This is a genomic window from Edaphosphingomonas fennica, assembly GCF_003034225.1.
GTDB lineage: Bacteria > Pseudomonadota > Alphaproteobacteria > Sphingomonadales > Sphingomonadaceae > Sphingomonas_E > Sphingomonas_E fennica.
Genome location: NZ_PHHF01000076.1, coordinates 84,250 through 99,714, shown reverse-complemented (window position 1 = coordinate 99,714; position 15,465 = coordinate 84,250). Strand labels below are relative to the sequence as shown.

General features: G+C 66.3%; 7 protein-coding genes. 5 read left to right on the top strand and 2 right to left on the bottom strand.

Going from position 1 to position 15,465, the window contains the following annotated elements:
- Positions 1 to 365 precede the first annotated feature (365 nt).
- Entirely contained in the window at positions 366 to 1,502 is a 1,137-nt protein-coding gene (locus CV103_RS18490; RefSeq protein WP_107395770.1) for an FAD-dependent oxidoreductase, read from the top strand.
- A 305-nt stretch (positions 1,503 to 1,807) separates the two neighbouring features.
- Positions 1,808 to 3,352 (top strand): 2-isopropylmalate synthase, encoded by a 1,545-nt coding sequence (locus tag CV103_RS18485; protein ID WP_070933606.1) that lies wholly within the window; start codon positions 1,808 to 1,810, stop codon positions 3,350 to 3,352.
- 47 nt (positions 3,353 to 3,399) lie between these two features.
- Here the strand turns inward: CV103_RS18485 and CV103_RS18480 are convergent, their stop codons facing one another.
- Together CV103_RS18480 and CV103_RS23110 are read right to left on the bottom strand one after the other, a co-directional pair.
- Positions 3,400 to 4,998, bottom strand: coding sequence for a hypothetical protein (locus CV103_RS18480; protein ID WP_107395769.1), 1,599 nt, complete (start codon positions 4,996 to 4,998; stop codon positions 3,400 to 3,402).
- Between the two features lie 72 nt (positions 4,999 to 5,070).
- Positions 5,071 to 5,643 carry a serine acetyltransferase gene (locus tag CV103_RS23110; RefSeq protein ID WP_281258513.1) on the bottom strand — a complete coding sequence of 191 codons (573 nt, stop codon included), beginning with the start codon at positions 5,641 to 5,643 and terminating at the stop codon, positions 5,071 to 5,073.
- Positions 5,644 to 6,034: 391 nt separating this feature from the next.
- Between CV103_RS23110 and rpoB the strand changes: the two genes are divergently transcribed.
- From rpoB to ung, 3 genes are all read left to right on the top strand, one after another.
- Positions 6,035 to 10,189 carry a DNA-directed RNA polymerase subunit beta gene (gene rpoB / locus CV103_RS18470; RefSeq protein ID WP_015460160.1) on the top strand — a complete coding sequence of 1,385 codons (4,155 nt, stop codon included), beginning with the start codon at positions 6,035 to 6,037 and terminating at the stop codon, positions 10,187 to 10,189.
- A gap of 85 nt (positions 10,190 to 10,274) precedes the next feature.
- Positions 10,275 to 14,528 carry a DNA-directed RNA polymerase subunit beta' gene (rpoC, locus tag CV103_RS18465; protein ID WP_015460159.1) on the top strand — a complete coding sequence of 1,418 codons (4,254 nt, stop codon included), beginning with the start codon at positions 10,275 to 10,277 and terminating at the stop codon, positions 14,526 to 14,528.
- Between the two features lie 250 nt (positions 14,529 to 14,778).
- Positions 14,779 to 15,465: a uracil-DNA glycosylase gene (ung, locus tag CV103_RS18460; RefSeq protein WP_107395892.1), complete on the top strand. Its 687-nt coding sequence runs from the start codon at positions 14,779 to 14,781 to the stop codon at positions 15,463 to 15,465.

Genomic DNA, 15,465 nt, shown 5'->3' with positions numbered 1-15,465 from the left:
CGCGCCCCGGCCGGCCAGCGGCTCCGGGGCGCTTTTTTTTCAAGCCCGGCCCACGCGGACGATTGCGGCCATCGCGGTGCGATCGGCTGCCTTCGGGCGTGGCAGAGGCAGCATCTTTCGAAAATTGGCACGTCGCGCCTCGGCGGGGCGTTGTCCGACACGGCGGACTGGTCTAGCATCGGCGCCGTCGCGAAAAACGACCGCCGGGTCAGAGCATCAAATGCTTGCCGGGCCGTCGAATATACGTCGGCCATGCGATCGGCATGGTCCGGCCAGCGTCTCCGTAAGCAACCGCCTGACGACCTGTCGGGTCGATGGCAGCCGCCAGCGTCGATCGACGCTGGCGCGACAATTGGAGCGCTGAAATGCGAAACGAGATTGCGATCGTCGGTGCCGGGCTGGGCGGCCTCATGCTGGCCCGCGTCCTGCACGTGAACGGCATCCCCGCGACGATCTACGAAGCCGAGGCCACGGCCAGCGCGAGGGCGCAAGGCGGCCTGCTCGACATCCACGAACATAATGGCCAGCGCGCATTGCGGGATGCGGGCCTGCTCGATGCATTTCAGGGCCTCGTCCGCCCCGGCGAGGATGCCAAACGCGTCGTCGACCAGAACGGCAACATCCTGTTCGACAACCCCGGCGATCGCGCCTCCGCCCGTCCCGAAGTGGACCGGGGCGAGCTGCGAGACATGCTGATCGGGTCGCTTCCGGCCGGAACGATCCGGTGGGGTCGCAAGGTCACCTCCATCGCGACGGATCGCGGCCGCCACATGATAATCTTTGCCGATGGCGCGACAGTCGCGGCCGATATGGTCGTGGGCGCGGACGGCGCCTGGTCGAAGGTCCGGCCGCTCCTCTCCGATGCCAGGCCCGTCTATGCCGGCACCTGCTTCATCGAGATAGCGCTGCTCGACGGCAGCGCGCGCCATCGGGCATCCATCGACGCGATTGGCAGCGGCACGCTCATTGCGGCCGCTCCGGGCAAAGGCATCATGGCCCACCGCTACGCGGACGGGACCGGGCGCGGCTATGCGGCGCTGGACAAGCCCGAGGATTGGATCCGCACCATCGACTTCGGCGATGCGCGGGCCGGCCTGGCACATGTCGCGGGCCATTTCGAAGGATGGGCACCGCATCTGACCGCGTTCATCATCGACAGCCAGATCGAGCCGCTCCTTCGCCCGATCTACGCGCTGCCGGCCGCGCATCGCTGGAATCGGGTGCCGGGACTCACGCTGGTCGGCGATGCGGCGCATCTCATGTCCCCTTTTGCCGGCGAAGGGGCCAATCTGGCCATGCATGACGGCGCGGAACTGGCCAAAGCGATCATCCGCCACCGCGACCACATCGAAGCCGCGCTCGCGGCGTATGAACATGATCTGTTTCCCCGCAGCCGCGAAGCCGCCGAAGCATCCGCCCGGAACCTGGCGCGCTTTTTTGGCGATGACGCGCCGTGGAGCGTGGTCGAGCTGTTCCAGCAGACCGCGCATGCGGTCGCCTGAAGCAGCTTGCCCTAACGGCCTGTGCCGGGGGCGAGGCGCCGTCCGCCGGTTGCGGGACCGCGGGCTCGATCGCGACCGCCGCCCGCCTCAACGCAATAATATTACGCAGAATCGCGCTGGACTTTGTTAACCGATCCACGTTAAGGCCCATGACATGTTGTCGTGCCGCGGCCTTCTCCTGCTTCGACTTACGCGCCCTTAGGCGCGCGATTTCGCTTGGCCCCATCCATGGGGCTTCAGGCCACGGCGTCTAAGGGCAAGGCAAACCACCCCGAACGACAACCCTGCGACAGGAGCAGGCCCCCGTGACTACCAACGACACCATTCTGATTTTCGATACCACGCTGCGTGATGGCGAGCAGTCGCCCGGCTGCTCGATGAACCTCGAGGAAAAGCTCCAGGTCGCGGCCCAGCTCGAAACCATGGGCGTGGACATCATCGAAGCCGGCTTCGCCATCGCCAGCCAGGGCGATTTCGAGGCGGTGAGCGAGGTCGCCCGCCAGTGCCGGAAGGCGACCGTGGCCAGCCTCGCCCGCGCGGCGATCGCCGATATCGATCGCGCCTGGGAAGCCGTGCGCCATGCGGCGAAGCCGCGCATCCACACCTTCATCGCCACCTCCCCGCTCCACATGCGCGTCAAGCTCAACAAGAGCCCGGAGGAGGTGCTGGAAGCGATCCAGCGCACCGTCTCCCACGCCAGCGGGCTCTGCCCTGACGTGGAATGGTCCGCCGAGGACGCGACCCGATCGGAGCCCGATTTCCTCGCCCGCGCCATCGAGACCGCGATCGCCGCCGGCGCCCGCACGATCAACCTGCCCGATACGGTGGGCTATGCGACGCCGGAAACCTATGGCGCGATGTTCCGCGACATGATCAACCGGGTGCCGAACGCGGACCTCGCCGTCTTCTCCACCCATTGCCACAATGATCTGGGCCTCGCCGTGGCTAACACGCTTTCGGCGGTGATGGCGGGCGCCCGCCAGGTGGAATCGACCATCAACGGCATCGGCGAGCGCGCCGGCAACGCCGCGGTGGAGGAAATCGCCATGGCGCTGAAGGTACGGCACGATGTGATGCCGGTGCGCACCAACATCGTATCGACCGAGATCACCCGCGCCAGCCGCATGGTTTCGGGCATCACCGGCTTCCAGGTGCAGCCGAACAAGGCGATCGTGGGCGCCAACGCCTTCGCGCACGAAAGCGGCATCCACCAGGACGGCATGCTGAAGGATGCCTCCACCTACGAGATCATGACCCCGGAAAGCGTGGGCGTATCCACCTCCAACCTCGTGATGGGCAAGCATTCCGGCCGGGCGGCCTTCCGTTCCAAGCTGGAGGAGCTGGGCTATTCGCTGGGCGACAATGCCTTCCAGGATGCCTTCGTCCGCTTCAAGGCGCTGGCCGATGCCAAGAAGGCCGTGTTCGACGAGGATATCGTAGCCCTCGTCGACGACGAGGTGCTGCGCGGGCATGACCGCATCCAGGTGAAGGAGGTGGAGATCCACTGCGGCACCGGCCCGGCCCGCGCCATCCTGACCCTGGAGATAGATGGCGAGGAAAAGACCGCCGCCACCCGCGGCAGCGGCCCGGTGGACGCGCTGTTCGCCGCGATCGGCGAACTCGTGCCCCACGATCGCGGATCGCTGGAACGCTATGAGGTCCATGCCGTCACCGGCGGCACCGATGCGCAGGCCGAGGTTTCGGTGCTGCTTTCGGAGGATGGCCGCACCACGCGCGGGCGCGGCGCGCACCATGACACGCTCGTCGCCTCGGCGCGGGCCTATGTGAACGCGCTCAACAAGCTGATGGTGAAGCGCGGCCGCGCGCCGGTGGACGTCGCCGCCGGCTGAGGCCCGGAAGGAGGGCGGCGGACAACCGGCATCGCCCCCGCCCTCCCTTATTTGCCGGCGAGGAAATCCTCCGCCGCGCGGCGCTTGGGCGTCTGGTCCATCGGCTGGCCGCCATATTCGCGCAGGCCCCAGGCCCCGAACGGGCCATAGGGGCCGGTGGCGGCATAGAGCGTCATCGTATCGCCGACCCGGCTTTTCCACGCCGCCAGATATTTGCGATAGACGTCATACATCCGGGGATCGCGGTTGAGCTGCGCCACTTCGGCGGCGTGCGGCGGATAGACCAGATGCTGCCCCGCCTCATAGGCGATGTAGCGCTTGCCGTAACGGGTCGCGACCGCCTTGTTCGCCAGCGCCTTGCCGATGGCGGCGTCGACGTCCTTGTCGAGATAGGCGAAGATGTTGGCCGGATCGAGGATCGTCGCGCGCTCGCCCCGGAAGGTCGAGTTGCCGAAATAGGGCGCCGTCGCCACCGCATCCACGAATTTGGCGGTGTCGCGGAAGCCAAGCACCGCCTCCGTCCCCTGCGGCCCGGCATTCTGGGTGGCGACGACGCGGACCAGCCGGCCGGGATCGGCCTTGAACACGTCGGTCCAGATCCTGTTCATCCACGTCGCCTTTTCGGCATAGCGGAGCACGATCACCCGATACTGGTCGCTGTCCAGCCCCTCCTTCAGCCCTTCCGCCTGCGCCTGCTTGGTCACGGGAAAGGCCAGGTTCCAGACCTCGTTGGACATTTCGACATAGGCCTTGCGGCCGGGCGCCAGATTGTCCCGCACATATTCGGCGAAGCGGCGGACATAATCCTCGTCCGCATTCCAGTGCATGTGGAACCAGGGATCGACCTTCGCCTCGTTGGCGAGCGCCACCATATATTCCACGGCAGGCCCCGCCGGCCCGTTCTGCTCGAGGCTCCCGGTCGTGGCGCGGGTGGCCCAGCTCACCTCGGCATTCCCGTTCACCTTCTGCCAGTCGAGGAAGCGGACGAGGCTGAAGCCCGAAAGCGACTGGAGGAAAGCCGGCGCGAAAAGGGCCGTCGGCGAGGCCGATTTCTCCCGGCAATCGATCCCGCGCGCCGGATCGGCCGCGTCGATCCGGCTCAGCGATATCCAGGCGCCCTTGGGCTTGCCGCCGTTGCTGCCCGGCCAGTCGAAATCGAAGGCATTGCCCGATTGCGAGGCGTTGCGCGCGCCGCCGCCGGGGGCAAGGCTGCCCTTCCCCTGCCAGGTGCAGCGGATGCGGACGGCGTTGGCGCCATAGACGCCCTCGGGTATCGCCAGCGATCGGTGCATGACCTCACCGTCCTGAAGCGAAATAGGCATGCCCGCGGCATTGAGGCGCGTCGCATCGATTTTCTTCCAGCCGCGCTGCCCCTTGATCTCGCTGGCCCAGCCTCCGCCGATCGCGAGGTTCATGAAGGTGCGCTCGCCGCCCCAGGTGCTGAGGCCGGCCAGATTGAGGCCGAGCGTGGTGGGCGGCACCGGGCCGGGCGCGACGGGCGCGGCCGGCGCATCCCCGCCGCCGCCGATCAGCAGCGCCGCGCCGAGCCCGCCCGCCGCCAGCGCCGCCGTCGCAATGCCGACCAGGATGCCGGCGCGGGCCTGGCGCCTACCGCCCCCGGAAGCCGTGTTCAGCCGCAGCGCCATCCTCTCATCCCCATTCCACGCCCGCCAGCGGGCCGCCTGATCCTTATGACGGGCAAAGCCGCCGGACGCGACCTAAAGCGTCTCCTGCTCGCGACCGCGCAGTTCCGCCTCGTCCCTCACGCCCACCGGCCGCGCCGGCGCGCCGACCATGATCGTGCGCGGCGGCACGTCCGAAAGCACCACGGCGTTGGCACCGATCAGCGCGTGATCGCCGATCGTGACGCCGCCCAATATCCGGGCGCCGGCGCCGGCCTCCACCCAGCAGCCCAGCTTGGGCGCACCGCCCGGCCCGCGCTTGCCGATCGTCACCTGCTGGAACAGGCAGCAATTGGGGCCGATCTCCGCCTCGGGATGAATGACCACGCCGTTCGGATGCGGCAGCAGCATTCCCCCGCCGACGGAGACGTTGAGCGGAATATCCGCCCCTGTCACGACGCTCCAGAAGCGATGGCGCAGGATGGCCGATCGCCGCGCGATCGCCGCGAACGGCCCGCGCCGGGCGGCCGCCCGCTGATAATCACGAATGCTGCCGATCAGGGCGCGCGAGGGCGTCCAGGACCAGCGCCGGCGCCGCTCGCGCGACCAGTCCGGCCGCCAGCCGGCTTCGTCCCGCGCCAGATCGCCACTCCTGATATCGCCCTTCACCCGCCTCACCTTCATCCGACCGGCCACTTGCCTTCGCGACCATGGCTATCCAAATGAAGCGCGGGGCGAAACCGCTAATCGGCCATGCCGGCAAACGGGTGCGGTGAAACCCCTTGGCGAAATCCAACAGCCGCCCTATATAGCCCCCATACGGATTTCACGGCCTTTTCGACCCGCCTTGGGAGGGGAAGGCCGCTTCGTCCGCTTCCGGGACACGGCCTGCTTTGCGCACAGGCCGCGACGAATGGGGAGTTTGGCGAGGTTCTACCAGACGCAGGCAGTGCGGTTCCGACGGCCCGGACCCGCACTTTTTTTCGTGGGACCTACCCCGCGAATCGGCTGCGATCCGCTGCGAGGCGGGTGAATTTTTGATCGGACGCGAGGACAAAATATGGCGACCCAGGCGGCATCCGGCCAGGCCCTCATCAACACCGCGAAGAAGCGCATCCGCAAGGTTTTCGGCAACATCCACGAAGTGGTGCAGATGCCGAACCTGATCGAGGTGCAGCGCGAAAGCTACGAACAGTTCCTACGCTCCCGCCCCGAGGACGCTTATGTCTCCGGCCTGGAAAAGACGCTGCGCTCCGTCTTCCCGATCCGCGATTTCGCCGGCACCGCCGAGCTCGACTTCGTGAACTACGAACTCGAGCCGCCGAAATATGACGTGGACGAGTGCCGCCAGCGCGGCATCACCTATGCGGCGCCGATGCGCGTCACGCTGCGCCTGATCGTGTTCGAGGTGGACCCCGATACGGAAACCCGCTCCGTGCTCGATATCAAGGAGCAGGACGTCTACATGGGCGACATGCCGCTGATGACGGAGAACGGCACGTTCTTCGTCAACGGCACCGAGCGCGTGATCGTTTCGCAGATGCACCGTTCGCCGGGCGTGCTGTTCGATCATGATCGCGGCAAGACGCACGCTTCGGGCAAGTATCTCTTCGCCGCCCGCGTCATCCCCTATCGTGGCTCGTGGCTCGATTTCGAGTTCGATGCCAAGGACATCGTCAACGTCCGCATCGACCGCAAGCGCAAGCTGCCGGTCACGACCCTGCTCTATGCGCTGGGCCTGAACGGCGAGGAAATCCTCAACCATTTCTACGGCCGCCTCACCTGGGTCCGTGGCGAGGGCGGCTGGAAGGTGCCCTACACCCCGGAGAACTGGCGCGGCCAGAAGCCGAATTTCGACGTGGTGAACGCCGATACCGGCGAGGTCGTGTTCACGGCCGGCACCAAGATCAGCCCCCGCGCCGCCAACAAGGCCGGCAAGGACGGCCTGACCATGCTGCTGATCCCGACCGACGAGATCTATGGCAAATATTCGGCCTATGACCTGATCGACGAGCGGACCGGCCGCATCTGGATCGAGGCCGGCGACGAAGTGACGCCGGAAAATCTGGAGCTGCTCGACCAGGCCGGGCTCGAGAAGCTCGAGCTTCTCGACATCGACCATGTCTCGACCGGTCCGTGGATCCGCAACACGCTGAAGGCCGACAAGGTCGAGGACCGCGATCACGCGCTGTCCGAAATCTACCGCGTCATGCGCCCCGGCGAACCGCCGACGAAGGAAACCGCCGAAGCGCTCTTCGCCGGCCTGTTCTTCGATCCCGAGCGCTATGATCTCTCGGCCGTGGGCCGCGTGAAGCTCAACATGCGCCTCGACCTCGACGCCGAGGATACGGTGACGACGCTGCGCAGCGAGGACATCCTCGCCGTGGTGAAGACGCTTGTCGACCTGAAGGACGGCAAGGGCGAGATCGACGACATCGACAATCTCGGCAACCGCCGCGTGCGTTCGGTGGGCGAGCTGCTGGAGAACCAGTATCGCGTCGGCCTGCTCCGCATGGAGCGCGCCGTGAAGGAGCGCATGTCCTCGGTCGACGTGTCGACCGTCATGCCGAACGACCTGATCAACGCGAAGCCGGCGGTCGCCGCCGTGCGCGAGTTCTTCGGCTCCTCGCAGCTCTCGCAGTTCATGGACCAGACCAACCCGCTGTCGGAAGTGACGCACAAGCGCCGCGTCTCCGCCCTCGGGCCGGGCGGTCTCACCCGTGAGCGCGCGGGCTTCGAGGTGCGCGACGTGCACCCGACGCACTATGGCCGCATCTGCCCGATCGAAACGCCGGAAGGCCCGAACATCGGCCTGATCAACTCGCTGGCCTCGTTCAGCCGCGTCAACAAGTACGGCTTCATCGAGACGCCGTATCGCAAGGTCGTGGACAACAAGGTCACCAACGAGGTGGTCTACCTCTCCGCCATGGAAGAGGCCAAGCACACGATCGCCCAGGCGAACGCGGAGCTGGATGCCGAGGGCCGCTTCGTCGAGGAACTCGTCTCCTCCCGCCAGGCCGGCGAGTTCCTGATCGCCCCGCGCGACCAGATCACGCTGATGGACGTGAGCCCGAAGCAGCTCGTGTCGGTCGCCGCCTCGCTGATTCCGTTCCTGGAAAATGACGACGCCAACCGCGCGCTCATGGGATCGAACATGCAGCGCCAGGCCGTGCCGCTCGTCCGCGCCGAGGCGCCGTTCGTCGGCACCGGCATGGAAGAGACGGTGGCGCGGGATTCGGGTGCCGCCATCGGCGCCCGCCGCTCCGGCATCGTCGACCAGGTGGACGCGACCCGCATCGTCATCCGCGCGACCGAGGAGGTCGAGGCCGGCAAGTCGGGCGTCGACATCTACACGCTGATGAAGTTCCAGCGCTCCAACCAGTCGACCTGCATCAACCAGCGCCCGCTGGTGAAGGTGGGCGATGTCGTCCGCAAGGGCGATGTGATCGCCGACGGCCCGTCGACCGAGTTCGGCGAGCTGGCGCTGGGCCGCAACGCGCTCGTCGCGTTCATGCCCTGGAACGGCTACAACTACGAGGACTCGATCCTCATCAGCGAACGGATCGTGAAGGACGACGTGTTCACGTCGATCCACATCGACGAGTTCGAGGTGATGGCCCGCGACACCAAGCTGGGGCCGGAGGACATCACCCGCGACATCCCGAACGTCGGTGAAGAAGCGCTGCGCAACCTCGACGAGGCCGGCATCGTCTACATCGGCGCCGAGGTGGAGCCGGGCGACATCCTGGTCGGCAAGATCACGCCGAAGGGCGAAAGCCCGATGACGCCAGAGGAAAAGCTGCTGCGCGCCATCTTCGGCGAAAAGGCCAGCGACGTGCGCGACACCTCGCTCCGCCTGCCGCCGGGCGTGGCCGGCACGATCGTCGACGTCCGCGTGTTCAACCGCCACGGCATCGACAAGGACGAGCGCGCGATGGCGATCGAGCGCGAGGAGATCGACCGCCTGCGCAAGGACGCCGAGGACGAACGCGGCATCCTGAACCGCGCGACCTTCGCGCGGCTTCGCGAAATGCTGCTGGGCCAGGTGGCCACGGCGGCGCCCAAGGGCGTGAAGAAGGGCGTGGAGATCGACGCCGAGGTGCTGGATTCGGTCGAGCGCCACGAATGGTGGAAGTTCGCCGTGCAGGACGACGCCCGCCAGGCCGATCTGGAAGCCGTGAAGGCGCAGTATGACGACGCCGCCGGCGTCATCAAGGCGCGCTTCGAGGACCGGGTCGAGAAGCTGCAGCGCGGCGACGAGCTGCCGCCGGGCGTGCTGAAGATGGTCAAGGTGTTCGTCGCGGTGAAGCGCAAGCTGCAGCCGGGCGACAAGATGGCCGGCCGCCACGGCAACAAGGGCGTCATCAGCCGCATCCTGCCGGTCGAGGACATGCCGTTCCTGGAGGACGGCACCCCGGTCGATCTCGTGCTCAACCCGCTGGGCGTGCCTTCGCGCATGAACGTCGGCCAGATCTTCGAGACCCATCTCGGCTGGGCCGCGCGCGGCCTGGGCAAGCAGGTGACCGAGGCGCTGGAAGCGTGGCGCGAAGCCAATCCCAATCCGGAGGCGGCGGCCCCGCCGGCCGCGGTGGTGGAGCGGCTGAAGACGATCTACGGCAATCAATATCATGCCGAGATCGACGCCCGCAGCCCCGACCAGATCGTCGAGATGGCGAAGGTGCTGAAGAATGGCGTGCCGATGGCGACGCCGGTGTTCGACGGCGCCCGCGAGGCGGACGTGTCGGCGATGCTGACCATGGCGGGTTACGACACGTCGGGTCAGGTGGAGCTGTATGACGGCCGCACCGGCGAGGCGTTCGATCGCCGCGTCACCGTGGGCTACATCTACATGCTGAAGCTCCACCACCTGGTCGACGACAAGATCCACGCGCGTTCGATCGGGCCGTACAGCCTCGTCACCCAGCAGCCGCTGGGCGGCAAGGCCCAGTTCGGCGGCCAGCGCTTCGGTGAAATGGAAGTGTGGGCGCTCCAGGCCTATGGCGCCGCCTACACGCTCCAGGAAATGCTGACGGTGAAGTCCGACGACGTGGTCGGCCGCACCAAGGTCTATGAAGCGATCGTCAAGGGCGACGATACCTTCGAGGCCGGCATCCCGGAGAGCTTCAACGTGCTCGTCAAGGAAATGCGGTCGCTGGGCCTCAACGTCGAACTCAAGAGCATCGAGGACGACGGCCTGGCCGAGGCGGCGGAATAAGGGGTTCCGGGCGCGGCCTTTCGAAGGCCGCGCCCGCATCCTCCCCCCAGCCGTCCGTAGATTTGCCCTCTAGAGGGAAGAGAAAATGAACGAACTCACCAATTTCGCCAATCCGATCGCGAAGCCCGAGACCTTCGACCAGATCCGCATCGGCATCGCCTCGCCGGAACGCATTCGTTCCTGGTCGTTCGGCGAGATCAAGAAGCCCGAGACGATCAACTACCGCACGTTCAAGCCCGAGCGTGACGGCCTGTTCTGCGCGCGCATCTTCGGTCCGATCAAGGATTACGAATGCTTGTGCGGCAAGTACAAGCGCATGAAATACAAGGGCATCGTCTGCGAAAAGTGCGGCGTCGAAGTCACCGTCTCGAAGGTCCGCCGCGAACGCATGGGCCATATCGAGCTGGCGGCGCCGGTTGCGCACATCTGGTTCCTGAAGTCGCTGCCGTCGCGCATCGGCCTGCTGCTCGACATGCAGCTCAAGCAGCTCGAGCGCGTGCTCTACTTCGAAGCCTATATCGTCATCGAGCCGGGCCTGACCCCGCTTGAGAAGTATCAGCTCCTCACCGAGGACGAGCTTCTCGAGGCGCAGGACGAATATGGCGAGGACGCCTTCACCGCCGGCATCGGCGCCGAAGCCGTGCGCAAGATGCTCGAGAGCCTCGATCTCGAGGGCGAGCGCGTCGATCTTCTCAAGGAACTGGCCGAGACCAAGTCGGAGCTGAAGCCCAAGAAGATCATCAAGCGCCTGAAGGTCGTCGAAAGCTTCATCGAATCCGGCAACCGCCCGGAATGGATGATCCTGGAAGTGATCCCGGTCATTCCGCCGGAACTGCGCCCGCTGGTGCCGCTGGATGGCGGCCGCTTCGCGACGTCGGACCTGAACGACCTCTATCGCCGCGTCATCAACCGCAACAACCGCCTGAAGCGGCTTATGGAGCTGCGCGCGCCGGACATCATCGTCCGCAACGAAAAGCGCATGCTGCAGGAAGCCGTCGACGCGCTGTTCGATAACGGCCGCCGCGGCCGCACCATCACGGGCGCCAACAAGCGTCCGCTGAAGTCGCTGTCCGACATGCTCAAGGGCAAGCAGGGCCGCTTCCGCCAGAACCTGCTCGGCAAGCGCGTCGACTATTCCGGCCGTTCGGTGATCGTGACCGGTCCGGAGCTGAAGCTCCACCAGTGCGGCCTGCCCAAGAAGATGGCGCTCGAGCTGTTCAAGCCGTTCATCTACGCCCGCCTGGACGCCAAGGGTCTCTCCATGACCCTGAAGCAGGCCAAGAAGTGGGTCGAGAAGGAACGCAAGGAAGTCTGGGACATCCTGGACGAGGTGATCCGCGAGCATCCGGTGCTGCTGAACCGCGCGCCGACGCTCCACCGCCTCGGCATCCAGGCGTTCGAGCCGGTGCTGATCGAAGGCAAGGCGATCCAGCTTCACCCGCTGGTCTGCTCGGCCTTCAACGCCGACTTCGACGGCGACCAGATGGCCGTGCACGTCCCGCTCTCGCTTGAGGCGCAGCTGGAAGCGCGCGTCCTCATGATGTCGACCAACAACATCCTGTCGCCCGCCAACGGCAAGCCGATCATCGTGCCGTCGCAGGACATGGTGCTCGGTCTCTACTATCTCTCGATGGAGAAGCAGGGCGAGCCGGGCGAAGGCATGCTGCTGGCGGACATGATCGAGGTCCACCAGGCGCTCAACACCGGTGCCGTGACGCTCCATACCAAGATCGTCAGCCGCGTCCCGCAGACGGACGAGGCCGGCAACCAGTATATGAAGCGCTACGAGACCACGCCGGGCCGCATGCTGCTGGGCGAATGCCTCCCCAAGAGCCACAAGGTGCCCTTCGAGACGGTCAACCGCCTGCTCACCAAGAAGGACATCGGCGACGTGATCGACGAGGTCTATCGCCACACCGGCCAGAAGGAGACGGTGCTGTTCGCCGACGCGATCATGGCGCTGGGCTTCCGCCACGCCTTCAAGGCCGGCATCTCGTTCGGCAAGGACGACATGGTGATCCCGGCGGCGAAGGACCCGCTGGTCGAGGAGACGCGCACGCTCGTGAAGGATTACGAGCAGCAGTACCAGGACGGCCTGATCACCCAGCAGGAAAAGTATAACAAGGTGATCGACGCCTGGTCGCGCTGCGGCGACCGCGTGGCGGCCGAGATGATGAAGGAGATCCAGGCGGTCAAGACGGACCCGGAGACCGGCCGCGAGAAGCCGATCAACGCCATCTACATGATGGCGCATTCCGGTGCCCGTGGCTCGGCCGCCCAGATCAAGCAGCTTGCCGGCATGCGCGGCCTGATGGCCAAGCCTTCGGGCGAGATCATCGAGACGCCGATCATCTCCAACTTCAAGGAAGGCCTGACCGTCCTTGAGTACTTCAACTCCACGCACGGCGCCCGCAAGGGTCTCGCGGATACGGCGTTGAAGACCGCGAACTCGGGTTATCTCACCCGTCGTCTGGTCGACGTGTCGCAGGATTGCGTCGTCGTCGAGCTGGATTGCGGCACCGAGCGCGCGCTGGAGATGAAGGCGATCGTGCAGGGCGGCGCCACCATCGCCTCGCTGGGCGAGCGTATCCTGGGCCGCACCACGGCCGAGGACATCGTCGACAGCAAGACGAACGAGGTGGTGATCCCCGAGGGCACGCTGCTCGACGAGGCGCACATCGTGCAGATCGAGGCGATCAGCCTCCAGTCGGTCAAGATCCGCAGCCCGCTGGTCTGCGAATCGAAGAACGGCGTCTGCGCGGCCTGCTACGGGCGCGATCTCGCCCGCGGCACGCCGGTGAACATCGGCGAGGCCGTCGGCGTCATCGCGGCGCAGTCGATCGGCGAGCCGGGCACGCAGCTGACGATGCGGACCTTCCACATCGGCGGCGCCGCCCAGCTCAACCAGGAATCGAACCTGGAAGCCGTGGCGGACGGCACGCTCGTCTATCGCGACGTGCCGACGATCATCGACCCGCGCGGCCGTCGTCTGACGCTGGCCCGCAACGGCGAGATCGCGATCCTCGACATGGATGGCCGCGAACGCGCCACCCATCGCCTGCCCTACGGCGCCACCCTGCTGGTGGAAGACGGGGCGATCGTCTCCAAGGGCGATCGCATCGCGGAATGGGACCCCTCGTTCAGCCCGGTCATCACCGAAAAGGGCGGTATCGTCCGCTTTCAGGACATGATCGAGAACCGCACGGTTCGCGAGGAAACCGACGAAGCGACCGGCATTTCGCAGCGTGTGATCGTGGAAGATCATCTCAAGTCGAAGAAGGACGACTTCCGTCCGCGTATCACCCTGCTCGACGAGAGCAGCGGCGAGACCGGCGTGTCGCGCCTGATCCCGGGATCGATCGTCGCGGTCGAGGACGGCCAGACCGTGCAGGCCGGCGACGTGCTTGCCCGCGTGCCGCGCGAAGCCGCCAAGACCCGCGACATCACGGGCGGTCTGCCGCGCGTGGCCGAGCTGTTCGAAGCGCGCAAGCCGAAGGAAAATGCGATCATCGCCAAGGTCTCCGGCCGTGTCGAATTCGGCAAGGACTATAAGGCGAAGCGCAAGATCCTGATCCGTCCGGAAGATGGCTCGGAAGCGATCGAATATCTGATCCCGAAGTCGAAGGTGATCGACGTTCAGGAAGGCGACTACGTGAAGCGTGGCGACAACCTGATCGGCGGCAGCCCGGATCCGCACGATATTCTGGAAGTGCTCGGCATCGAGCCGCTTGCCGAATATCTCGTGTCGGAAATCCAGGAAGTCTATCGACTGCAGGGCGTGAAGATCAACGACAAGCACATCGAGACGATCGTCCGTCAGATGCTGCAGAAGGTTGAGATCACGGCAGCCGGCGATTCGACGCTGCTTCCGGGCGAACAGCTCGACCGGATCGAGATGGACGAGGTGAACGAGAAGCTGGTCGCCGAGGGCAAGCTGCCCGCGGAAGGCAAGCCGGTGCTGCTCGGCATCACCAAGGCCTCGCTCCAGACCCGCAGCTTCATCTCGGCCGCGTCGTTCCAGGAAACGACCCGCGTGCTGACCGAGGCTTCGGTGCAGGGCAAGATCGACACGCTCGATGGCCTGAAGGAGAATGTGATCGTCGGCCGTCTGATCCCGGCCGGCACCGGCGCGGGCATGAACCGCCTGCGCGTCACCGCCTCCAGCCGCGACGCGGCGCTCCGCGCCTCGCAGAAGGCGTGGCAGGCCTCCCTCGTCGCGCCGGAAACGGCCGCCGAGGAGCATGCCGCGGAACTCCGCCGCCCGGTGGAGGACGATACGGGTGACGATCCCCTGGGCGCGGTGGTCGGCGAGGACTTCACCACCGAAGACCTCGAATAGGACCAGCCCGTCCGGGCAGGAATGAACGACCCCGCCGGAGCGATCCGGCGGGGTTTTTCACGGCCGGCAGGGGCCGCCGCCCGAAGGGGCTGGCATCCGCCACCGCCGCGCCCTATCCTCCCGCCATGATCGCCAAAGTCATCATAATCGCGCTTCTGGCGGTGTTGCTGCTGCCGATGCTCGCGGGCATCCGCGCCTTCCGCCGGCTCCCCCGCGATCAGCAACCGCCCGAGGAATGAACGCCACCGCGATGTCCGATACGATCAAGCTGCACCAAAGCTGGAAAGGCCCGCTGGCGCCCGAATTCCAGGCTCCCCACATGGCCGCGCTCAAGCAGTTCCTGCTCGACGAGAAGGCGCGCGGGCGGCGCATCTTCCCCAAGGGCAGCGAATATTTCCGCGCGCTGGACCTGACGCCGCTGGAGGATGTGCGCGTCGTCATCCTCGGCCAGGACCCCTATCATGGCGAAGGGCAGGCGCATGGCCTCTGCTTCAGCGTGCAGCCGGGCGTGCGGACGCCGCCGTCGCTGGTGAACATCTACAAGGAAATGCAGGCCGATCTCGGCATCGCCCCCGCCCGTCACGGCTTCCTGGAACATTGGGCCAAGCAGGGCGTGCTGCTGCTCAACAGCGTGCTGACCGTAGAGATGGGCCGCGCCGCATCCCACCAGGGCAAGGGCTGGGAACGCTTCACGGACGCGGTGATCCGCCTCGTCAACGAACGGGCCGAGCCCACCGTGTTCATGCTCTGGGGCGCCTATGCGCAGCGCAAGGCGGCCTTCGTGGACGACAGCCGCCATCTGGTGCTGAAGGCGCCCCACCCCTCCCCGCTATCGGCGCATAACGGCTTCTTCGGCTGCCGCCATTTCTCGAAGGCCAACGCCTTCCTCACCGCCAAGGGGCGGGAACCGATCGACTGGGCGCTGCCGGACGTGTGA